The sequence below is a fragment of the Citrobacter sp. MGH110 genome, assembly GCF_001037515.1.
Classification (GTDB): Bacteria; Pseudomonadota; Gammaproteobacteria; order Enterobacterales; family Enterobacteriaceae; genus Citrobacter; species Citrobacter portucalensis.
Genome location: NZ_KQ089830.1, coordinates 1,891,364 through 1,910,747 on the forward strand (window position 1 = coordinate 1,891,364; position 19,384 = coordinate 1,910,747).

Sequence of the window (19,384 nt, forward strand, 5' to 3'; positions counted from 1 at the left end):
TTATGAAGCCAGAGGGAAGCATGAAACGAATCGTACTGACATGTGCAGCGCTGCTGCTGGGCGGCCAGGCGCTGGCGGATGACTGCGCCAACGCGAACACGCAGATTGAGATGAACACCTGTGCGGCAGAGCAGTATAAAGCGGCCGACGCCAAACTTAATGAAACTTATCAGAATGCGCTGAAGCGCGCCGCCCCAACCCAGCGCGATTTACTGAAAAAAGCGCAAGTATCCTGGATAACTTTGCGCGATGCGGACTGTGCGTTAATCAGTTCTGGCACTGAAGGCGGTAGCGTTCAGGCGATGATTTCCAGCCAGTGCCTGACGGATAAGACCAACGAGCGCGAAGCGTTTCTCGCCTCGCTCTTGCAGTGTGAAGAAGGCGATTTAAGCTGCCCGTTACCACCGGCCAGTTAACGCACGCGGATCCCTTCAATAATCATCCGCTGTACGCTCTCCACCGTTTGGTTAAAAAAGGCTTCATCACGCAGCGTTGCGCCCGTCACCGCCTCTACCTGTGGGGCAAAATCGGCGTAGTGCTGAGTTGAAGCCCAAATCATAAAAATCAGATGATGCGGATCGACCGGAGCCAGTTTTCCGCTTTTGATCCAACCGGCAATCAGCGCGGATTTCTCATCAATTAGCGTTTTGAGATCCCCTTCCAGTTCTGCCATCAATAAAGGCGCTCCGGCCAGCATCTCCATACAAAACAGCCGTGAGGCCTGAGGGTAATCGCGCGACACTTCCAGCTTAAGGCGAATGTATTCTTTAATGGCCACCAGCGGCGCAAAGTCTTCGCGAAAAGCTTTCAATGGAGCCAGCCAGATGTCGAGGATCTGCCGTAAAACGGCGATATAAAGCACCTCTTTTGACGGGTAGTAATAAAGTAGATTGGTTTTTGACACGCCCGCCTGCTCTGCCACCTGCTCCAGGCGCGTGCCGTGGATCCCATATTGGGAGAAGATATTTAATGCCGCGGTTAAGATGGCCTGGCGTTTTGCACTGACGGCCTGCGAGCGCTTACCTGTTTTTTTCTCTGCGCGTTGGACCATGCGCCCTCTCCTTCTTGTGAGGGCGTCAGCATACCAAATCACACGGTGAATGGTTAAATTAAAGCGATTCCGGCGGCGCCTCTTGTCCAAGCGCTTTTTTCTTTTTGAACTTCAGCTCGCTGACCAGTACGCCAACAATAATGAATGCCGCACCAAGCAATGCAAGTAGCGGTAAGCGTTCACCCGCCAGACGGCCAAAGATCCCCGCCCACACCGGTTCACCGGTATAAATAACCGTCGCGCGCGTCGGCGAAACGCTGCGCTGCGCCCAGTTCATGGTGACCTGAATAATCGCGCTAAAAATCCCCAGCCCCAGCGCCACCACCAGCAATCCGGTAGACATTGGTGGTACGGTCTCTCCGGCCGGTCCCATCGCCATAAACGCCACTATCGAAGCGGTTGCCAGTTGCACTACCGTTACCCGACGAACATCCACTTTTCCTGCCCACGCGCTAATCAGGATAATTTCTGCCGCAATCGCCACCGCACCGGCGAGCGTGATCCACTCGCCTTCGCCTAAAGCCAGTAAATTGCCTCCCGGTCCGGCCAGAAAAATCAATCCGATAAAGGCCAGCACAATGCCGACGCAGGGCATCAGACCTGGCATGCGTCCCAGACACAACCATTGTAAAAGCGGCACCAACGGTACGTACATCGCGGTAATAAACGCCGATTTACTGCTGGGAATAAACTGTAACCCCCAGGTTTGCAGACTATAGCCCAGCGCAATTGCAATACCGATTGCAACCCCTGCTTTAACTTCCAGCCACGTCAGCTTATGCAGTGTGTGTAACGACAAAAGCGCGACCGCCACCGCGGCAGTGGCAAAACGCACACCGACAAAGAAAAAAGGGCCGCTCAGGGTAACGGCATATTGCACCGCCAAAAACGTGCCACCCCAGAACATGGTGATCACAATGAGGATCGCTTCCTGAGGTTTAACAGAGAAGGAATAACGAGAAAGTAATGACATGAGACACCCGATTAACTGAATGTCATTAGTCTGCGTTGCGTTTTGTTACAGTTCAACCTTGCAGACAAAAAAAACCGCCGGAAAGACCCGGCGGCGGTGGCTACGTAACGTCTGTCTCTGACTCTCAGCCGTCACGACATATCTGACAGATAGCCCGGCAATTACGATTTGTTGTTGCCGTGACTATTTTTGCCCCCTTTTTTGCCTGCCTCTGAAGCGCGTTGCGGGTCATTCTTGAAGTTGCCCCCGCTGTGCTGGCCACCTTTTCGACCTGCTTCTGATGCTCTTTCGCGGTCTTCCGCAAAGTTGCCGGAACCGCCCCGATGGTTTGCCATTACTGACCTCCGTCATTGATTAGACATCATATTGCATAGGTACTGAGGAGTGATACCTCACGCAGCGTTACGGGCGAGGCCCTGAAAATAACTGCGTGGGAATAAGCATAGTGAAGTGTGACCAGGGCAGACGCTAACTGTAATATCCTGCAACAGGATCAGGAGTGACAAAGAAATAATCACCATAAGAAATCAATAAGTCTTTCTTATGACTACCGAATTCTACCCGGTTAAATATGTATCATTTTGCTACAAAGAAGATTGTTATAAAAATTGTTATAAATCAAAGAAGTGATTGTGAAATTTGCACTCCTGACAGTACGTCATATCTTTAAAGGTAGGTAGCGAATCGCTACGGACACGGTTAACTCGAGGAGTAGTGTAAAATGGCAAAAGTTCTGGTGCTTTATTATTCCATGTACGGACACATTGAAACTATGGCCCACGCAGTCGCAGAAGGCGCAAATAAGGTAGATGGCGCGGAAGTGATTATTAAGCGTGTACCAGAGACCATGCAGCCCGAGATTTTCCTTAAGGCTGGCGGCAAAACACAAAACGCACCAGTCGCAACCCCGCAAGAACTGGCTGATTACGACGCCATCATTTTTGGTACCCCCACGCGCTTTGGCAATATGTCCGGTCAGATGCGTACCTTCCTCGACCAGACTGGCGGGCTGTGGGCCTCTGGCGGCCTGTACGGCAAACTCGCCAGCGTATTCAGCTCAACGGGAACCGGCGGCGGTCAGGAACAAACCATTACATCAACCTGGACTACGCTTGCCCACCATGGGATGGTGATTGTACCTATCGGTTACGCGGCGCAAGAGCTGTTTGATGTCTCTCAAGTTCGCGGCGGTACCCCTTACGGTGCAACCACCATTGCCGGAGGCGACGGCTCCCGCCAGCCAAGTCAGGAAGAATTATCTATCGCCCGCTATCAGGGTGAATATGTCGCAGGTCTGGCAGTAAAACTCAACGGCTAATCTTCAACAGGAGGATTCGAATGCCAACTCAAGAAGCGAAAGCCCATCGCGTCGGCGAATGGGCAAGTCTGCGCAATACATCGCCGGAAATAGCCGAAGCCATTTTTGAAGTCGCACATTATGACGAGAAACTGGCGGAAAAAATTTGGGAAGAAGGTAGCGATGAGGTACTCATCAAAGCCTTTGAAAAAACAGACAAAGATTCGCTCTTTTGGGGTGAACAGACTATCGAACGCAAAAACGTCTAGCGCGCTGACTCCCCCGCGAACACGGGGGAGTTTTCTTTTACTTAGCCGCCTCATTCAGCACGCTATCGAACTTATCTATCGGGCAAAAACCATCCGCATCTATCGGACATCCTTTCAGCTCCAGCGTTACGCGCTGCGCCGGGGATTTCAGCGTCAGAACGTCTGCATTACGCAACTGCTGCGAGCTCTGATACACATACTCGATTTTCATCAGATCACGATTTGCATTGCTGTCATGCCAGCGCTGGAAGACAATCTTCCCGCCAATCGGCGTACGCTCGTTCTGATCGTGAAGCTGGTACGGTTTAAAATCCAGCGCGGTGAGCAGCGAAGCGATATTTGAATCATGCCCCACCAGCACGGTTATTTTCGGTGCTTTCGCGCGTTCAGTAACCAGCGCATTATCAATATATTTCACCAGCGGTTTGGCGACGTTCTGCGCCACTTCCGGGGAGGTGAACAGGCTATCCTGATAGCCGTTTTTCAGCTTCGACAGAACCTTCCACTGCTGATCGGATTTAATCTCGCCCCAGGCAACTTTGTCCATCGGGAAGCCTTCGTAATATTGCAACGTGAAGGCATCAACCAGCGAATTTCCCACCTTCAGCGGCCCCGAAACGCCTGGCTCCTGCTGGTACTTCGCGCTAAACGTATCTTTGGCATCGGTCAGGGAACACTGCTGTTTTTCTTTGCAGGACGGAGAGTCTTTGTAGTCGGTCATTTGCTCAAGCAACTGATAGCTATCGTTGAGCTGCATTTTGCTGCGCTCTTTCTCCATGGCCTGAACGGCCTGCTGGCTGAAGGCGGCGGAATCATCGGTGATCACCGGGTTAAAGGTGGGATCCATGGTGCCCATTTTTTCCTGATGATGGACCGGAACATCGCAACCAGGGAAAGCACCGGTGACAAAGAACTGCGCCGTGGCGACCGTACGCTGCAGGCTGTTAGCATAGGTATAGACCGTGTTCGGTGCCGGGCATTCGCCCGATTTCACCATCCCCTGCTCTGCCAGCCACTCTCGCATGTAGTGGCCCATATAGATTTCCAGCACACCGCCTTTAGTAGTGAGTTGTCCGCCGGGGACATCCCATTCTGGCCATTGTTTGGGGGTGGACTGCTCAAGAACGCTGCCATTATTGGCTAAAGGTGCGCGTAAGTTATGCCGACTCATCATCAATACTTGCTGAAGCTGATAGCCTTCCGGCGCGGTCTGCGCCTGCGCGGCGGTTGACAATAAGACAGCCCCTGCCACGGCTGTGGCGATTAACGATTTATTCATCCCTACGACCTCTTGTTGTTATCAATCACAACAGAGTGTGACAGAAATATGACATATTTCCGGGAACGCTTTCGCAAAACAGACCATCTAGCGTGTCGTTTTAACACCAAACTCGGTTTCGAGTTTACGAATGCCAAGAGGTGTGAAGATGACTTGACGGCTGCCCTGTTCGGTTTTTATCCATCGCTGTTCACTGAACCAGCGCAGCAGCGTTGCGCCAAGCACACCACCAGGATGATAACGTCGTTCGCTCCAGTCCAGACAACCGCAGGTTAACTTCCGCCGGGATGAGCCAGCCGCCAGGACAATCCCCATCTGTGCCAGCTTTTCCTGCCCAAGAGGAGTCAGCGTTTCACCATCCGGCGTTAACCACTGACGGGAAACCAGCGTATCGAACAACCTCACCGCAACCTCTCCGGCGAGATGGTCGTAGCAGGTGCGGGCATGGCGCAAACCTGGCGGTGTAGTGATTCTGCGGGGCGTTGATGTCGCCCACGCAACGCCCATCAGGCGTTCCAGCAGTTCAGCGATATCGGAACCTGCAAGGCGAAAATAACGATGTCTGCCCTGCGCCAACGCGACAACAAAACGTTGTTCGCACAGACGCGCCAGATGCGCGCTGGCGGTCGACGCGGATATATCCGCCACCGCGCTGAGCTCAGTTGCAGTCCAGGCGCAGCCATCCATTAGGGCGCACAACATACGCGAGCGCGATTTATCGGCCATCACTGCCGCAGTGAGTGCCATTTTCGACTCCAGATCGCCCTCTTCTTCATGTAATATCACGGATGCCATAACGACCTCATTGGCCCTGAATATCTGAATTAACGATGCCATGAAAGTCGCGCAAAGTCACCGCACCGATCACACAGCACGCAGCATCATCTCTGTACCCAACCCGACCAGACAAAACAGAAAACAGCGTTTAAACACGAGCGGAGAAATAACCCTTCGCACACGGGTACCTATCCATTGGCCAATCAGCGCAGGAACAATGGCCAAAGCCGACAAACTTAGCGATTGTATGGGCAGCGCGTTGTGCCACCACAGACCCAGCGCCAATGCCAGGGTCGAAAAGGTAAAAGAGATCCCGAGCGCCTGCACCAGTTCATCTTTCTCAAAGCCGAGGGACTGGATCCAGGGCACGGCGGGCATCACAAACACCCCGGTTCCGCCGGTCAATAAGCCGGTCACAAATCCAATAACGAGGGAGTACGGTTTTTCACGCTGCGGGGCCACCGCGATTTTCTTTCCCGCCAGCGTCCAGATAGCGTAGGCCACCAGCGCTACGCCGAGTGCAAACTGAGTTCGGGTGGTGTCACCACCGGTAATCCAGGCGCTGGCAAGCAGTGTCGCCACCACTACTGTCAGCAGCATTGGCCACAGTCGTTTGAGTAATTGCCGTGTATTTCCACCACCGCCAAACTGGAACAAATTGCTTATCAGCGAAGGCAATAACAGCATGGCCGCCGCGGCAACTGGCGAAATAAGCGATCCGAGGATCCCCATAGCCACGGTGGGTAACCCCATACCCGTAACGCCTTTCACCATCCCGGCGAGGACAAATGTGGCGGCAATCATCACCACCAGGGCGGGTCCAAACGCTAAAGAACTCGTCATGTTGCACTTTCCTGGAAAAGAGAAGATGACTGATTCTGGACGTTAATCACCGTGTTTGCTTCGTCAGGCAACGAAATATGCCTTCCTGGGGAGGGCGACGCCATAAAAAATGCCGGGTTTCCCCGGCACATTTATCAGAACGTTTTCGCCCACCACAACCGAAGTTTCATGCCCCAGTAGCTGGTCCAGCCGCTGGTGGTTGATACTACCCGACCTTGTGACATCACCACCAGCGTTGGCGTGACGCTGATTGCCCAACTGCGGGAAATGGCCCCGTTCGCATCATTGATGACCGGAAAGTCCACGCCTTTACGCGACAGCCAGCGAGATACCTCAGCTTCATTTCCGGAACGTAACGCAATGGTCATCACATTTTCCCCTTCCGAACGCAGCCTGGCGACTTCCGGCGTCGTGAAGCGGCATACGCCGCACCAGCTCGCCCAGAAATAAAGCAACACCGGCTCGTCTTTGCTGAGCGCCGCCAGCGTGACGGTTTCACCATCCAGTGTTTGTAAAGGCGTGCTGTCAAAGGAGGCAGGGAGCTGCGGCGCGCGCCAGACATCCATCAGCAGCATTGCCCCCGCCAACAGTGCCAGTAAGATCAGCCCTTCGCGCAACCAGCGGCGCAGTTTACTGAGCATTGGCCGCCGCCAGTTTTTCTTTTACCACTTCCTCAAGGGTTTCCCACGGCACCGCGCCGGGAATAAGTTCATCACCAATAATCGTTGCCGGGGTTCCCTGCACCCCCACCAGTCGCGCCAGTTGCAGGTTAGTGCTCAGCGTTTCAGCACTTTGGGCGTCCAGCGTCACCGGACTGGCCCCCGCTTTTTCCTGCGCCTGTTTGATACTGACGTCGGTATGGTAGCCCTTCTTCTGCATCAATTTTTCATGTAATGCCAGGGACTGTTGCGGATGCTCATGCCATGTCGTCAGCACGGTCCGCGCCGCCAGTTCCGAACTTTCACCTTTAAACGGCAACGGTTTAATCACTACCGCCACGTCAGGGTATTTCTGCACAATTTTTTCCAGCATTGGATCCAACTGCTTGCAGTATGGGCAGTTGTAATCGGTGAAGTTTATCAGGGTCAGTTTCGCCTGCTTCGCGCCAATCCGCGGGCTGTTGGGATCGTTAAACAAGGCTTCCTGAATTAATGCTTCAATTTGCTTTTCCTGTTCCGGGGTAAACGGCGCAGGCTCTTTCGCGATACTGATGGCAGAAAACAGGGTTAACAACAGAACAATCATCATTTTCATGGGGTTACTCCTTTGGCATCATTCAACGTTTGCAGTACCGCATCGCGGGTTAACAACGTGGGTAACGCCTGGCCATCCGGCAGACCGGGGCCATAAATTTGGTTATACGGCACAGCAACCTGGCCGCGTTTTTTTAGAAATTCGGTAATAGCTTCAGAAGGGAGTGTCCAGTCGCCGCGCAGCGCCACCACATCCGGCTGTTGCAATGCGGCCTGTACGTCTTCTTTATGCAACACGTTGTATTTGTTTACCTTACAGGTGATGCACCAGTCGGCTGTGACGTCAATGAACACGCGCTTATGTTGCGCCAGCGCATCCTCAATCGCCTGCTCGCTTAGCGGTTGCCAGTTCACGCTTTCTTTAGCGCTACTTTGTCCGCTAACCCCTAAGTGTGGGAGCAACAACGTCGCAAGCCAGATAGCCGAACCCAGCATCATCACGCCAAGCAGACGCCGCAAAATATTCATCCACCGCCCTGGCCGCGGCAAACGCAGCGCCAGACCGGGACGCAGGGCCACCAGCAGCCACGGTAAGCTCATCCCTAGCCCAAGTGCGATAAACAATCCCCACAACGTCGGCAGCGAAGCAGTCAATGCTACCGCCACCGCCGTTCCCAGAAACGGGGCACTGCACGGCGTGGCAAGCAGTGTCGCAAATGCACCTTGCCAGAAATGTCCCGACAGTCCGTTGCTGCCGTGAGTCGCCAGCGTGGTGGTCATCGCAGAAGGGAGTCGGAATTCAAACCACCCGAACAGGCTGGCGCTAAATGTCAGCATCACCAATACCATGACGCCAATGAACCACGGATTCTGAAACTGGATCCCCCAGCCAAGGGCTTGATTGGTTAAACGCAGCACCGTCATCAATAGCGCCAGAGCCATAAACGAGACCAGTATTCCGGCTACCGATGCGAGGAACTGACGACGGATCTGGCGACGACTTTTTTCCTCGACCAGCAAAATAGAGCCCAGCTTCATGCCCAGAACCGGTAACACACAAGGCATCAGATTGAGGATCAAACCGCCCAGCAGCGCCATGAGCACCACTTGCCACAGTGGGAGTGAGGCGTTCTCAACAACCGGGGCTTCGCCAATCGCAAGACGACTCTCCTGGGCAACACCGTTATCTGCCAGCACCAGCGTGACTGACTTACCACGCAGATCCGGCGCGCCTTCTCCCCAACCGTCATGAACGGGTACCGTGGCGCGTAACGTCTCCCCCTCAACATGAATTTGCGGCATGCCAAAATCCGCATCATCAACAGCATCCAGATACAGCCCTGGTTCAGTCCAGCCTCCCGCACGGCGAGCCTCGACGACTAACTCTCCCGCCCGTGCGCCTGCGCTCAGAGCATCGGTCAGGCCGCTGGCAAGTGGGATCTGTCCCATCGCCTGAGCATAGTCATGTGCAAAAGTCGGGTCCTGGGCTGTGGGCTTCACGGAAAAAGGAAAATCCGTCAACAGGCAAACGTTGCTACAGGTGGATAGCGTCAAAACGCCGCTAAGCATGGCGGGCGCTCTACCGCGCACCACCATCGGGAACGTCACCTTATCGTGATACCCCTGAGTAGTGATATTGGCGACCTCAAAACGAGCAGGGGTTGGCCAGAACCAGTCGACCGCGGGCATTTCCCCTTTCCAGGCGATAGCAGGCGCAACGCCCCCCTCGCCTGGAGAACGCCAGTAGGTTTTCCAGCCGTCCTCCAGTTTGACATCCAGCAACAGACGGGTTTCTCCGCCTGCGGACGTATCAGCGCGTAACCGCACGCTGGCGTGATCGTTATCGGGTGAACGCAGCCAGCCGGGTTCAGCCGCCCAGGATACGGGCAGCCATAGCAATAACAGACAGAGCAGCGCCTGTCTGAAAACAGTCATCATAGTTTTTCTCCGTGAATAATTATCTAACAGTCAGCAACTGCTGTTCTGTCATTCACGGAAGACGCAAAATCGGAGATGCACCCGGAGAGTGGGCGGCGAGATGGCTCGCGGTGGGAAAAAAGGTAGACGAAACGCCCGCACTGGCGCCAGCAACGACAGCAGCAGGCACAGCACCAGAATAGCACCTTCAAACAGTACTGGTGGCGCAGCCAGTAATGATTTCGCACTCAGTTCACAAGGGGTAACGGGTGAGGCCTCAGCGGTCTGCACTTGTGCGCTGGCGACAACGCTTGTAACGGCGGTGTCCATCTGCAACGCGTGCAGGCCCGCCATGCGTTGTGCGGTGCAAACCATCACCACAACACATGCCAGACAGAGGAACCACCATCCCATCCGTTGACGTTTCGCCATTATACCCTCACTCATTGATGCGAGTTATCTTAACCACTCGCCAGGTTTTGGCAACCTTTACGCTGTAAAGTTATGTCCTGCCATCTGCTGGATATACCGCGATTTCAATCAGATTGAGATCGGGATCCCTGACATACACCGAGCGAATAGGTCCTGTCGCACCGGTACGTGCAACGGGCCCTTCAATAATCTCGACCCCGTGGGTTTGAAACGTCTCCATCACCTCTTCCAGCGTACGCGTGGTGATTAAACATAAATCCAGCGCCCCCGGCGTTGGCGCGTAGGCTTTGGGTTCAAACTCTTTTCCCCGAATGTGGAGATTGATTTTCTGATTGCCAAAGACGAAGGCTTTCCGACCTTGCGCGAAGGTTTCCAGCCTCATGCCTAAAAGCTCGACATAGAAACGTACGCAAGCCTCTTCATGATTGGTGGTTAGTACCAGGTGATCCAGGTGGTCGATCATAGCGATATCCATTTGGGTTGCTCATCTCTGACACTTACCCTATTCATTCACGCGCGACAAGAAAAAGAAAATCTACGGAGTTATTTGCAGAACTTAACGCAACAACCTGCAATTCACGCTTTAAAAACGAAATGATAATTAATCATATTCCCGCCTTTATTTATTACACTATAACATTGCTAAAAACACCCCTGAAAATATCACGCAAGTTACCATTCACTATTTACGAAGAATGCCGAAAGATATTTCCATGACAGCACACGGATAATGCCCACCACGTACTGATGCGTAAATGAAAGTAAGGGTCAGCGCATTTCCAGAGAATTTCCTTATTATATTCAGACGCAATGAATAACGTATTCATTAGCAGATAATTTGTTTATTAAATGTTATTTAGAGTATATGGAAATGAAAAAATATTTATTACCCCTGATTGGGTTACTTTTTACAGTTAGCGCTCAGGCAGCATCATTTACCGACGGCAAAGAGTATATCTCACTGGAAAAACCTGTCGCTTCCGCTCCAGCCGCACTGAAGTTTTTCTCATTCTATTGCCCTTCCTGTTATCAGTACGATGAAGTTTTTGAAATCACTGATAACGTGAAAAAAGTATTGCCTGCAGATGTCAAACTCACCGAATACCACGTCGACTTTTTAGGTCCGCTGGGGCAAGACATGACCCACGCCTGGTCCGTCGCCATGCTGTTGAACGTACAAGATAAAGTTAAGCCGTTGCTTTTTGATGCCGTTCAGAAAAAACAAACCGTTAAAACAGCGGACGATATTCGTAACGTATTTATCAGCGCGGGCGTCAGCGCCAGTGATTATGATGCGGCATGGAATAGCTTTGCCGTGAAATCACTGACCGCTAAGCAGCAAGAAATGGCGAAGGCAGTTGATTTAACCGGTGTGCCCGCCATTTTTATCAACGGAAAATATATGATCAATCCAAAAGGACTGAAGTCAGATGATCTTAATGCATTCGTGCAAAACTATGCTGATACGGTCCGCTTCCTGATAAGCAAATCCTGATGTTTAGCTAATCTCATTTTTCGCACCACACAACAGATGCCATAACCTCAACTGCGCTGTTGGTGGTGCAATGCCTGCATCGTTTATCGCAATATCCTCCCTTCCCGGTTGGCATTCGCCGTTATCAGGATTACCCTAAACTTAGCGGTGATACCTGTTGTCAGGGTTCACCTTCTGCAAGTGTTGATTTACACGAGAGAACGCTATGGAATTAAAGGATTATTACGCCATTATGGGCGTGAAACCGACAGACGATCTCAAGACAATCAAGACCGCCTATCGTCGACTCGCCCGTAAATATCATCCTGATGTCAGCAAAGAGACTGACGCAGAGGCCCGGTTTAAAGAGGTTGCAGAAGCCTGGGAAGTTTTGAGTGATGAGCAGCGACGCGCCGAGTACGACCAGCTGTGGCAGCACCGCAACGACCCACAGTTCAGCCGTCAATTCCAGCAAGGAGAGAATCAAAGCTACAGCGCCGAAGATTTCGACGATATCTTCTCCTCCATTTTTGGCCAGCGTGCGCACCAGTCGCGCCAGCGCCCTGCCAGCCGCGGGCACGACATTGAAATTGAAGTTGCCGTATTCCTCGAAGAAACGCTTACTGAGCATAGCCGCACTATCAGTTACAACCTGCCAGTCTATAATGCGTTTGGCATGGTAGAACGAGAAATTCCTAAAACGCTGAATGTGAAAATTCCGGCTGGCGTCGGTAACGGTCAGCGTATCCGTCTGAAAGGCCAGGGTACCCCCGGCGAAAACGGTGGGCCGAACGGTGATTTGTGGCTGGTGATTCATATTGCGCCGCATCCGCTGTTCGATATTGTTAATCAGGATCTGGAAGTTGTCGTTCCCCTCGCGCCGTGGGAAGCTGCGCTGGGTGCGAAAGTAACCGTTCCGACGTTGAAAGAGAGCATCCTGCTGACCATTCCTGCAGGCAGTCAGGCCGGCCAGCGACTCCGCATTAAGGGCAAGGGTCTGGTAAGTAAAAAACATACCGGCGATTTGTATGCGGTGATCAAGATCGTCATGCCACCGAAACCTGACGACGCCAGTGCCGCCCTGTGGCAACAACTGGCGGATGCACAAAAGACCTTTGATCCGCGCAAAGAGTGGGGGAAAGCATAATGGCTAACGTTACCGTCACTTTTACCATTACAGAATTTTGTCTGTACACCGGTGTGTCAGAAGAAGAACTGCATGAGATTGTCGGCTTAGGGGTGATAGAACCTCATGAAGACGAGACGTTTGACGATCATGCGCTGACAGTAATGCGTCGCGCGGTGCGCCTGCGTCAGGAGCTGGAACTTGACTGGCCAGGGATTGCCGTTGCGCTGACGTTGCTGGAGGAGAACGCTCAGTTACGCCAGGAAAACCGCCTGCTGCGCCAGCGCCTGTCTCGCTTTATCAGCCATCCTTAGTGTGTCAGGACCAGCATGGTGCTGGTCCTTTTATTATCCGCCCCGCGCTCTTAATGACATTGCCCAGCAGATGGCATACAGTCTGAGATAAGAATTATCTTAAACAATAAGACGTTGAGTCATGCAGCTTAAACCCCTCACGAAAGGTCGTTTTCACAACATCTGGCAGCAGGATGATGCCTTGATTGAGAAGATATTTCAGGAACTGCTCTCTGAAACGCAGATTATCCAGGAAGATGAGTATCTATACCGCCAGGGACAAGTTGTCGATCGACTGATCATGGTGCAATCCGGAAGAATTTCGCTGCGTTACAGCGCGGAGAATGGTCGCCGATTCCAGTTGGGCGCCATGGAATGCGACGAGCAGCTGTTTGGTGAAATGGAGTTTTTTACCGGGTATCTCTGCCAGCTTGATATCGTCGCGGAAGAACCACTGACCGTAGCGGTGTGCAGCTGTGACCGTCTGGAAGAAGCGCTGAATCAGCACCCCAGACTGGCGATATTTTTTGCCAGTGCAATGGCGATTGATTATCAGGATATGCTGGAAATCTTCCTGCACCGGATGCTCTACCCTATCGTACATAACGTGGCGTATGACCTGTATCGCCAGCATCAGAACAAGCAGCCGATGGATGGTTTCCATAAAAAATACCAGGAAGCTGAGCGATTCGGTACTACCGACCGGGTCTATCGGCGGGCGGTTAAAGCGCTGACGGATGCCGGGCTGGTAACGCGAACGAAGCAAGGACTGGAAATTAAGGATCTGGATGGGCTGCGTAAATTTCTCGGCAATGACATCATTGACTGACACACCAACGCTCGTTAACAGAACATTGGTGTGTCATTTCGGCGCAATCAGAACTTATAGGTGAGGCTGAAATAGTGACCGAGCCCGGTGGTACGCCCTGCTCCGCCGTGGTTTTCCATCAATGCCATGTTACGGAAATACTTCAAGCCATAACCGACTGCATAATGCTCTGAATGCCAGTAGATACCGTTATACCATTCAATCGCGTTATTACTGTATAACGGTTGATTAGCAATCTTATTCGCGGCGAACTGGTAGTCAAAGTACCCCTGATAGTTCAGATAACTGCCGTTGGCAAAGGTATAGAATGGCGTCGACCAGTTAGTCGAGAACATATAGCCATCCCACTTTCCTTCGTTATCCGCACCGTAGTTTTCACGAACATAATGCGCATAGATGTTCATTCCCACCAGACCAAACCACGGGATCTTCACATCTGTACCCAGGCCAACGTAATGTTCAAATAATTCCCGGTCGCCAATGTTATTTACCGTTGCAATATAGAATTCGTTAAACGGCCCAACGGATAAATCTTTATTAAAAATGGCGTCCAGGGAAAAACGCGGAGATATCTTGGCAAAGAAGTTATCACCGCCGTGACGATCGTCCTGCTCGCGATCCAAAATATCAAAAAAATCCACATAACCGTACAGATCGATAATGCCAGAGCGTGCACCAAACTCCAGTTCCAGATAGGTGTCATTGCGAATACCATATGGCACTTTCGCGTCCACACTTTGCATTAAGTTCATCTGCATCCAGTTAAAATCATTTTTACGGATGTTGCCATCAGTATAGTCAGCCGCGAATGCTTGCATACAGCTCATTGCCACTACTGCACCCAGGATTGTTTTTTTAATCATTAACTTATTGTTCTTCAGCATTTTTCAATTCCTTTGAGTAAGGTTGAGTATCGCCCCACCATATAAATGGTGTGGCGACTGGCTATTTAATTAAAGAGGTAAGTGTTATCAGTGCTTTTAATTACGTTTGAGTTTTAATGTCACCATCAACATGACAAAGATAATTAAATACAACACCGGTATCGCGTACATAATTTTCTGCAATCCCATTGTTTTTTCCATGAGCGCGCTGATCGCCGGACTAAACATGGCCCCGGCACTGCCGCTAATTAAAATATAAGAAACGTTCTGACTGCTCGCACGCTTCACGAAAGAAACACCGTAGGCAATAAATGAGTTATACAGCGCAGCACAGACAAACCCGTAACTGTAGGCCAGATAATCAAGCCCGGAGATATTATCCTTCGTGACGATAATTGTGGTAATAATGCTAGCCAGCAGAATAATACTTAGCAGGAAATAATGTATCTTCACCCGAGAAACAATGACGGTTGATACTAATGCCCCGACCAGCGCAGCGCCCCAGTATTGCGTAATAATATTTCCTGCTTCTTCAAAGGGAATGCCAAATTTGTTCTTCACAAATAATGGTGCCCAGGTCAGGAAGGTGTACAGCGCCAGCATACCTAAGAACAGGCCAATGCCTCCGCTGATGATCCCTGGGTTCCACTCCGATTTTACCTTGTCTGTCCGATCTGCCGTGGGCGCCGCCTCGCAGGCAGTAAAGCGGGTGAGCGCCACAACGCCCAGCGTGAGTAAGGCCACCATACCTACGCTCAGATAGCTGTAACTCCACGACATATTGTGCGTCAGGGCGAAGGTCGTGATCAGCGGAAAAACCACGCCCGCAACGTTGAAAGTGGCGTCCTGCACCACCAGCATCGTACTTTGAATACGATCCTGCCAGACCGATACCACAATCGTTCCCGCCACGCACAGACCGATCCCACCGCAAAAACCCACCAGGGTCATGGCGACCATCACTGGCCATAAGCCAGGGCTTAAATGCATTACCAGAGCGCAAAGGAACACTATCGAATAGATAATGAGCGTCATACGCTTCACACCGATTTTCTCAATCAGGAAAAAGGCGGCGATAGTGCCGGCTAATGCTCCACCATTGAGCAACGAAAATATTGAAGCAACGGTATTCACATCGGCGCCGTAGCGTACTGCAATCGGTTCGATTAGCATACCGAACTGACTGGCAAACCCTGCCATAATAAAATTTGCCAGAAAACTAATCAGCGTAAGTGCTATTTTATTCTTCATATAATGCCATCTCTGATTGGTTCAATTAAAAGCCGGAACTAAGCGGTAACAGCAGTATTTAACGCCAGCTCAATCATGTTATTAAAGGTCAATTGTCGTTCTTCTGCAGTTGTTTCTTCACCTGTCAGGCAATGATCGGAGACAGTTAAAATAGCCAGCGCTTCAATATTAAACTGATGCGCTAAAGCGTATAATCCTGCTACTTCCATATCCACACCGAGCACACCGAATTTTTCCAGTGCCGGTATTAAATTATCGTCAGGATCGTAATAAAGATCGCCGCTAAAAACATTGCCGACTTTAATATCGATACCGGCCTTCTGTGCCAGCGTCCACGCCTGCTGCAATAATGGGAAATAGGCGGATGTTGCCATCGCATAGCCTGCGCTACGTTTTAAATTTGTGACTGAATCCGTTCCGGCGGCGACGGCCAGGATAATATCGCGCATATTGACATGATGTTGTGTTGCCCCTAAACTGCCGACGCGTATAATTCTTTGCACACCAAAATCATGTACCAATTCATGGGCATAAAGCGTCATTGAAGGAATGCCCATTCCATGTCCCATCACCGAAACAGGTTGCCCAAAATATAAACCGGTATAACCCAGCATATTACGTACATTGGTGACTTCGCGGTAATCCACTAGATAATTTTCGGCAATAAATTTAGCGCGGAGCGGATCGCCCGGCATAATAACGGTTGGCGCGAAATCACCTGGCTTGGCATTAATATGTGCAGTCATAACAATTCCTGAATTATGGGTATTGAAGATATGCAGGGATTGTAACCAGACGTTTGTGAGGTGATTGAGGACAAAAGTCCTGCTCAGAGGATCGGCCTCTCATTTTTGAGAGTTAGTGGTGCAGGTAAGTGGTAAAACGGAACACAGCGTGTTGGTCTTCTGGCGTGCGGTGAGTAACGTCAGCATCCCGACGCAAAGAAGCAGTACGTTGTTCATGGCAAATTCGCACTGCCAGATGAAGGCGACGGCTGCGACGGGAACCAGTCACAAGCAAGCGCCTCACCATCCGATTGTGGCCCCCCAAATCCCCTCAGCGGCGTGGTCACTACCGTCGCCAGCAGCAGGGACTTACGATTCCCATTTATAATCCGTATGCAGAATAGCGCCAAAGATAATTGCATTTCTGACTCTTGCCGCTCAATATTGTTTTTAAAGGAGGCTTATTGTTATTATCGTTTTCCATTCTAAGATTGAGTTATGCATGCCATGATCCCATTTAGATTTAGTGAGATGGCTCACGCCGATATTCCTGCTGTTCAGTCGTTCCTTATTGAGCATCTTAATTTATTCTTCAATGCCGGCAGATCCATGCCTTCTGCCGAAGAAGATCTCTTTGATCTCGAACAACAGTATCTGTTACAGGAAAGAAATTTATTGCTTTGCGCATGGAGTGAAAACCAAGAATTAATCGCCACACTGGCGGTATGTCAATATAATGATCGTATTACTGAACTGCGTGGGCGTTACAACTTGCGTGAAACGGCAGAAATTTGTCGTTGCTACGTGGATGAACGCTATCGTAGACAGGGGATTGGTAGCCAATTGTTTGCTTTAGCAGATGTATTCTGCCAGCAACATCAATATAAAACGTTGTATCTTCACACCCATCATTTTTTACCCGGAGGATATCACTTCTGGTTGCGTAATAATTTTAAGGTAATTATGGATATGCAGGATGAATGGCAATTGGTACATATGGAGAGTTCATAAAAAAAGGATTCAAACACCAATCCGCAGCATTTTTGATGGTGATCAATATGTTTCATACGCAGAGATTGAATCATGCTCGTAGTTTGATCAACATCAATCAATTCTCATTTAGCTTTCTGTTGTTATTTTCATTTATAGCAACACACAGAGGAATGCATCTACATCCTATTGTTTTTACTGATCATTTTCAGAACGGCATTATCTCTTTACCTCTTACATTCCGTGGTTGACCTTGTTAACAATTGCCGTTAGAGTCACTTTCGACAGCATTTCATTACATTTTGTGTATGAATAGGAATATGGTGAGAATTATTTAATTCAATTCCATAACTGCCCCCGCAACTGTAGGCGGATGCAGAATATCCTTGTGTGGCTAATAAGCCACTGGTCACTGTAAAGTTTATCTTTATGGGAAGGCTGATATTCTGATTACCGTGAGTCAGGAGACCTGCTGTCAATGATGTATACCATTGAGTGGACGGGATGGTCCATGGGATGAATTATTTGACACAAGCAGTAGTGTATTTATGAATAAGATTTTGGCTAAGTCAGGATTATTTGCATTTTTCGCATATCTTTATTCTTAAATTTCACGATTCAATGTCATCTATCTTCATGTCTCCTCCCGATATATGGAATGAAATGAGCCATGACCAGACCTTAAGATTCTGGCATCAACGGGACGATGACAATGCACGCTAATTCTACCTTTTACTCCTCTAAAAAAACGCTTCTGGCTATTTTTGGTACCACTGCTCTGCTGCTCGCTTCCGGTTTTTCTGACGCGGCAAAAACTGAATATCCTCTGACGATTAAAAACTGCGGCCGCGATATTACCTTTAATCAGGCACCAACGCGCGTGGCAACGGTGGGTCAGAACAGTACCGAGATCCTCTATTCATTAGGGCTTGCTGATCGCGTCGTCGGTACTTCATTGTGGTTTGGCCCGGTACTGGACACCTATAAAACAGAAAATGAAAAAGTTGCCGTTATTGCGCAAAATATTCCGAGCTTTGAAGGGATTTTGGCTAAAAAACCGGATCTGGTCGCCAGCCAGTTTGAGTGGCAAATCGGCCCAGCTGGCACGGTTGCCTCTTATGAACAGTTTAGTGAACTGAAGGTTCCTGTTTACACCGCGCCAGCTGACTGTGCGAAAGATAACGAAGATGGTGGTGATGGTGTCCGTAAAGGAATGTTTGATATCACCATGGTGTATCAGGAAGTCGCCGATCTGGCAAAAATCTTCGATGTTCAGGATAAAGGCGAAGCGCTGATTGCCAGCCTTAAAGCACGTGAAGCCGCAGCGAAAAATAAAATTACCGGTATTGATAAGAATGTTTCTGCCGTGTTCTGGTTTTCAAGTGCCGATTTACAGCTCGATCCTTACGTTGCCGGAAAGTTTGGCCCAGCAGCATGGATAGCCCAAACACTGGGTGTGAAGAATGTGATTGATTCTGCCGAAGAATGGCCAACAGTGGGCTGGGAAACTATCGCTAAAGCTAATCCTTCTGTCATTGTGCTCGGCGAGATGAGCCGTCGCCGCTTCCCGGCAGATGACTGGAAGATCAAGATGGAATACCTCAAGTCCGATCCTGTCACCACGCTGGTTCCTGCCGTTAAGGAAAACCATCTGCCGGTCATCGACGTACAGACAATGAATGCTGGGATCAGAACTATTGATGGGCTAGAAAAACTGGCTGATGCCCTGGTTGAATATGGCTTAGCTCATCCGCAGGCTGCTCATTAATCTACTTTTTGCG

Annotated in this window: 24 protein-coding genes and 1 riboswitch; of the genes, 9 read left to right on the top strand and 15 right to left on the bottom strand. The window is 50.4% G+C overall.

From position 1 onward, the window contains the following. The first annotated feature begins 20 nt into the window (after window positions 1-20). On the top strand, window positions 21-416 hold the full coding sequence (locus SK38_RS09115) for a lysozyme inhibitor LprI family protein (RefSeq protein WP_048235671.1): 396 nt from the start codon (window positions 21-23) through the stop codon (window positions 414-416). Here the strand turns inward: SK38_RS09115 and rutR are convergent. The 3 genes from rutR to SK38_RS09130 form a co-directional block, all read right to left on the bottom strand. Beyond that, a complete protein-coding gene (gene rutR / locus SK38_RS09120; RefSeq protein WP_003036026.1) occupies window positions 413-1,051 on the bottom strand; it encodes an HTH-type transcriptional regulator RutR in 639 nt (212 codons plus the stop codon). The genes SK38_RS09115 and rutR overlap by 4 nt on opposite strands. A 58-nt stretch (window positions 1,052-1,109) precedes the next feature. Next, on the bottom strand, window positions 1,110-2,024 hold the full coding sequence (locus SK38_RS09125) for a DMT family transporter (RefSeq protein WP_048235672.1): 915 nt from the start codon (window positions 2,022-2,024) through the stop codon (window positions 1,110-1,112). 161 nt (window positions 2,025-2,185) lie between these two features. After that, window positions 2,186-2,359, bottom strand: a complete 174-nt coding sequence (locus SK38_RS09130) for a con-10 family general stress protein (RefSeq protein ID WP_003036022.1) — start codon at window positions 2,357-2,359, stop codon at window positions 2,186-2,188. Between the two features lie 386 nt (window positions 2,360-2,745). Here SK38_RS09130 and wrbA point away from each other — a divergent pair, with 386 nt between their 5' ends. Further along, window positions 2,746-3,342 (top strand): NAD(P)H:quinone oxidoreductase, encoded by a 597-nt coding sequence (gene wrbA / locus SK38_RS09135; protein WP_003832057.1) that lies wholly within the window; start codon window positions 2,746-2,748, stop codon window positions 3,340-3,342. Window positions 3,343-3,362: 20 nt separating this feature from the next. Continuing rightward, a complete protein-coding gene (locus SK38_RS09140) occupies window positions 3,363-3,590 on the top strand; it encodes a YccJ family protein (protein WP_003036015.1) in 228 nt (75 codons plus the stop codon). A 37-nt stretch (window positions 3,591-3,627) separates the two neighbouring features. Here SK38_RS09140 and agp read toward each other — a convergent pair whose 3' ends face one another. The 8 genes from agp to SK38_RS09180 form a co-directional block, all read right to left on the bottom strand. After that, the gene (agp, locus tag SK38_RS09145; RefSeq protein ID WP_048235673.1) at window positions 3,628-4,869 is read right to left on the bottom strand and encodes a bifunctional glucose-1-phosphatase/inositol phosphatase; all 1,242 of its coding nucleotides are present in this window, start codon (window positions 4,867-4,869) and stop codon (window positions 3,628-3,630) included. A gap of 87 nt (window positions 4,870-4,956) precedes the next feature. After that, window positions 4,957-5,664 carry an ArsR/SmtB family transcription factor gene (locus SK38_RS09150; protein WP_048235674.1) on the bottom strand — a complete coding sequence of 236 codons (708 nt, stop codon included), beginning with the start codon at window positions 5,662-5,664 and terminating at the stop codon, window positions 4,957-4,959. Window positions 5,665-5,733: 69 nt separating this feature from the next. Continuing rightward, window positions 5,734-6,489: a sulfite exporter TauE/SafE family protein gene (locus SK38_RS09155; RefSeq protein WP_048214487.1), complete on the bottom strand. Its 756-nt coding sequence runs from the start codon at window positions 6,487-6,489 to the stop codon at window positions 5,734-5,736. A 134-nt stretch (window positions 6,490-6,623) separates the two neighbouring features. Next, window positions 6,624-7,130: a protein disulfide oxidoreductase gene (locus tag SK38_RS09160; RefSeq protein WP_048235675.1), complete on the bottom strand. Its 507-nt coding sequence runs from the start codon at window positions 7,128-7,130 to the stop codon at window positions 6,624-6,626. Then, window positions 7,120-7,743, bottom strand: coding sequence for a DsbA family protein (locus SK38_RS09165; protein WP_048235676.1), 624 nt, complete (start codon window positions 7,741-7,743; stop codon window positions 7,120-7,122). Before SK38_RS09165 ends, SK38_RS09160 begins: the two co-directional genes overlap by 11 nt. Further along, on the bottom strand, window positions 7,740-9,620 hold the full coding sequence (locus SK38_RS09170; RefSeq protein WP_048235677.1) for a cytochrome c biogenesis protein CcdA: 1,881 nt from the start codon (window positions 9,618-9,620) through the stop codon (window positions 7,740-7,742). The genes SK38_RS09165 and SK38_RS09170 overlap by 4 nt, the downstream gene beginning before the upstream one ends. Before the next feature lie 48 nt (window positions 9,621-9,668). Then, window positions 9,669-10,031, bottom strand: a complete 363-nt coding sequence (locus tag SK38_RS09175) for a hypothetical protein (RefSeq protein ID WP_048235678.1) — start codon at window positions 10,029-10,031, stop codon at window positions 9,669-9,671. A gap of 70 nt (window positions 10,032-10,101) precedes the next feature. Beyond that, the gene (locus SK38_RS09180; protein ID WP_082196951.1) at window positions 10,102-10,506 is read right to left on the bottom strand and encodes a VOC family protein; all 405 of its coding nucleotides are present in this window, start codon (window positions 10,504-10,506) and stop codon (window positions 10,102-10,104) included. A 396-nt stretch (window positions 10,507-10,902) separates the two neighbouring features. Here SK38_RS09180 and dsbA point away from each other — a divergent pair, with 396 nt between their 5' ends. From dsbA to SK38_RS09200, 4 genes are all read left to right on the top strand, one after another. Beyond that, the gene (dsbA, locus tag SK38_RS09185) at window positions 10,903-11,526 is read left to right on the top strand and encodes a thiol:disulfide interchange protein DsbA (protein WP_008784313.1); all 624 of its coding nucleotides are present in this window, start codon (window positions 10,903-10,905) and stop codon (window positions 11,524-11,526) included. A gap of 205 nt (window positions 11,527-11,731) precedes the next feature. Then, complete coding sequence (cbpA, locus tag SK38_RS09190) at window positions 11,732-12,652, top strand: curved DNA-binding protein (RefSeq protein ID WP_003832035.1); 921 nt, start codon at window positions 11,732-11,734, stop codon at window positions 12,650-12,652. Next, entirely contained in the window at window positions 12,652-12,945 is a 294-nt protein-coding gene (gene cbpM, locus SK38_RS09195) for a chaperone modulator CbpM (protein WP_003832033.1), read from the top strand. Before cbpA ends, cbpM begins: the two co-directional genes overlap by 1 nt. Before the next feature lie 121 nt (window positions 12,946-13,066). Next, the gene (locus SK38_RS09200) at window positions 13,067-13,753 is read left to right on the top strand and encodes a Crp/Fnr family transcriptional regulator (RefSeq protein WP_048235680.1); all 687 of its coding nucleotides are present in this window, start codon (window positions 13,067-13,069) and stop codon (window positions 13,751-13,753) included. A 47-nt stretch (window positions 13,754-13,800) separates the two neighbouring features. Here the strand turns inward: SK38_RS09200 and SK38_RS09205 are convergent, their stop codons facing one another. From SK38_RS09205 to SK38_RS24985, 4 genes are all read right to left on the bottom strand, one after another. Further along, window positions 13,801-14,637 carry a nucleoside-specific channel-forming Tsx family protein gene (locus tag SK38_RS09205; protein WP_048235681.1) on the bottom strand — a complete coding sequence of 279 codons (837 nt, stop codon included), beginning with the start codon at window positions 14,635-14,637 and terminating at the stop codon, window positions 13,801-13,803. 96 nt (window positions 14,638-14,733) lie between these two features. Then, window positions 14,734-15,888 carry an MFS transporter TsgA gene (gene tsgA / locus SK38_RS09210; RefSeq protein WP_048235682.1) on the bottom strand — a complete coding sequence of 385 codons (1,155 nt, stop codon included), beginning with the start codon at window positions 15,886-15,888 and terminating at the stop codon, window positions 14,734-14,736. A gap of 38 nt (window positions 15,889-15,926) precedes the next feature. Further along, complete coding sequence (gene deoD / locus SK38_RS09215; RefSeq protein ID WP_048235683.1) at window positions 15,927-16,634, bottom strand: purine-nucleoside phosphorylase; 708 nt, start codon at window positions 16,632-16,634, stop codon at window positions 15,927-15,929. Between the two features lie 112 nt (window positions 16,635-16,746). Continuing rightward, on the bottom strand, window positions 16,747-16,902 hold the full coding sequence (locus tag SK38_RS24985) for a hypothetical protein (RefSeq protein ID WP_156183252.1): 156 nt from the start codon (window positions 16,900-16,902) through the stop codon (window positions 16,747-16,749). 218 nt (window positions 16,903-17,120) lie between these two features. Between SK38_RS24985 and SK38_RS09220 the strand changes: the two genes are divergently transcribed. After that, a complete protein-coding gene (locus tag SK38_RS09220; RefSeq protein WP_174771592.1) occupies window positions 17,121-17,624 on the top strand; it encodes a GNAT family N-acetyltransferase in 504 nt (167 codons plus the stop codon). Window positions 17,625-17,871: 247 nt separating this feature from the next. After that, window positions 17,872-18,094, top strand: a riboswitch (cobalamin riboswitch). Between the two features lie 221 nt (window positions 18,095-18,315). Beyond that, window positions 18,316-19,371: an ABC transporter substrate-binding protein gene (locus SK38_RS09225; RefSeq protein WP_048235685.1), complete on the top strand. Its 1,056-nt coding sequence runs from the start codon at window positions 18,316-18,318 to the stop codon at window positions 19,369-19,371. Window positions 19,372-19,384: the final 13 nt, after the last annotated feature.

Coding starts and splice junctions, on each gene's coding strand:
- wrbA (WP_003832057.1), top strand. CDS start 2,746: ATGGCAAAAGTTCTGGTGCTTTATTATTCCATGTACGGACACATTGAA.
- SK38_RS09165 (WP_048235676.1), bottom strand. CDS start 7,743: ATGAAAATGATGATTGTTCTGTTGTTAACCCTGTTTTCTGCCATCAGT.
- SK38_RS09130 (WP_003036022.1), bottom strand. CDS start 2,359: ATGGCAAACCATCGGGGCGGTTCCGGCAACTTTGCGGAAGACCGCGAA.
- SK38_RS09155 (WP_048214487.1), bottom strand. CDS start 6,489: ATGACGAGTTCTTTAGCGTTTGGACCCGCCCTGGTGGTGATGATTGCC.
- SK38_RS09175 (WP_048235678.1), bottom strand. CDS start 10,031: ATGGCGAAACGTCAACGGATGGGATGGTGGTTCCTCTGTCTGGCATGT.
- dsbA (WP_008784313.1), top strand. CDS start 10,903: ATGAAAAAATATTTATTACCCCTGATTGGGTTACTTTTTACAGTTAGC.
- cbpA (WP_003832035.1), top strand. CDS start 11,732: ATGGAATTAAAGGATTATTACGCCATTATGGGCGTGAAACCGACAGAC.
- SK38_RS09125 (WP_048235672.1), bottom strand. CDS start 2,024: ATGTCATTACTTTCTCGTTATTCCTTCTCTGTTAAACCTCAGGAAGCG.
- deoD (WP_048235683.1), bottom strand. CDS start 16,634: ATGACTGCACATATTAATGCCAAGCCAGGTGATTTCGCGCCAACCGTT.
- rutR (WP_003036026.1), bottom strand. CDS start 1,051: ATGGTCCAACGCGCAGAGAAAAAAACAGGTAAGCGCTCGCAGGCCGTC.
- SK38_RS09160 (WP_048235675.1), bottom strand. CDS start 7,130: ATGCTCAGTAAACTGCGCCGCTGGTTGCGCGAAGGGCTGATCTTACTG.
- tsgA (WP_048235682.1), bottom strand. CDS start 15,888: ATGAAGAATAAAATAGCACTTACGCTGATTAGTTTTCTGGCAAATTTT.
- SK38_RS09180 (WP_082196951.1), bottom strand. CDS start 10,506: ATGGATATCGCTATGATCGACCACCTGGATCACCTGGTACTAACCACC.
- SK38_RS09220 (WP_174771592.1), top strand. CDS start 17,121: ATGATCCCATTTAGATTTAGTGAGATGGCTCACGCCGATATTCCTGCT.
- SK38_RS09170 (WP_048235677.1), bottom strand. CDS start 9,620: ATGATGACTGTTTTCAGACAGGCGCTGCTCTGTCTGTTATTGCTATGG.
- cbpM (WP_003832033.1), top strand. CDS start 12,652: ATGGCTAACGTTACCGTCACTTTTACCATTACAGAATTTTGTCTGTAC.
- SK38_RS09140 (WP_003036015.1), top strand. CDS start 3,363: ATGCCAACTCAAGAAGCGAAAGCCCATCGCGTCGGCGAATGGGCAAGT.
- SK38_RS09115 (WP_048235671.1), top strand. CDS start 21: ATGAAACGAATCGTACTGACATGTGCAGCGCTGCTGCTGGGCGGCCAG.
- SK38_RS09225 (WP_048235685.1), top strand. CDS start 18,316: ATGCACGCTAATTCTACCTTTTACTCCTCTAAAAAAACGCTTCTGGCT.
- SK38_RS09200 (WP_048235680.1), top strand. CDS start 13,067: ATGCAGCTTAAACCCCTCACGAAAGGTCGTTTTCACAACATCTGGCAG.
- SK38_RS09205 (WP_048235681.1), bottom strand. CDS start 14,637: ATGCTGAAGAACAATAAGTTAATGATTAAAAAAACAATCCTGGGTGCA.
- SK38_RS09150 (WP_048235674.1), bottom strand. CDS start 5,664: ATGGCATCCGTGATATTACATGAAGAAGAGGGCGATCTGGAGTCGAAA.
- agp (WP_048235673.1), bottom strand. CDS start 4,869: ATGAATAAATCGTTAATCGCCACAGCCGTGGCAGGGGCTGTCTTATTG.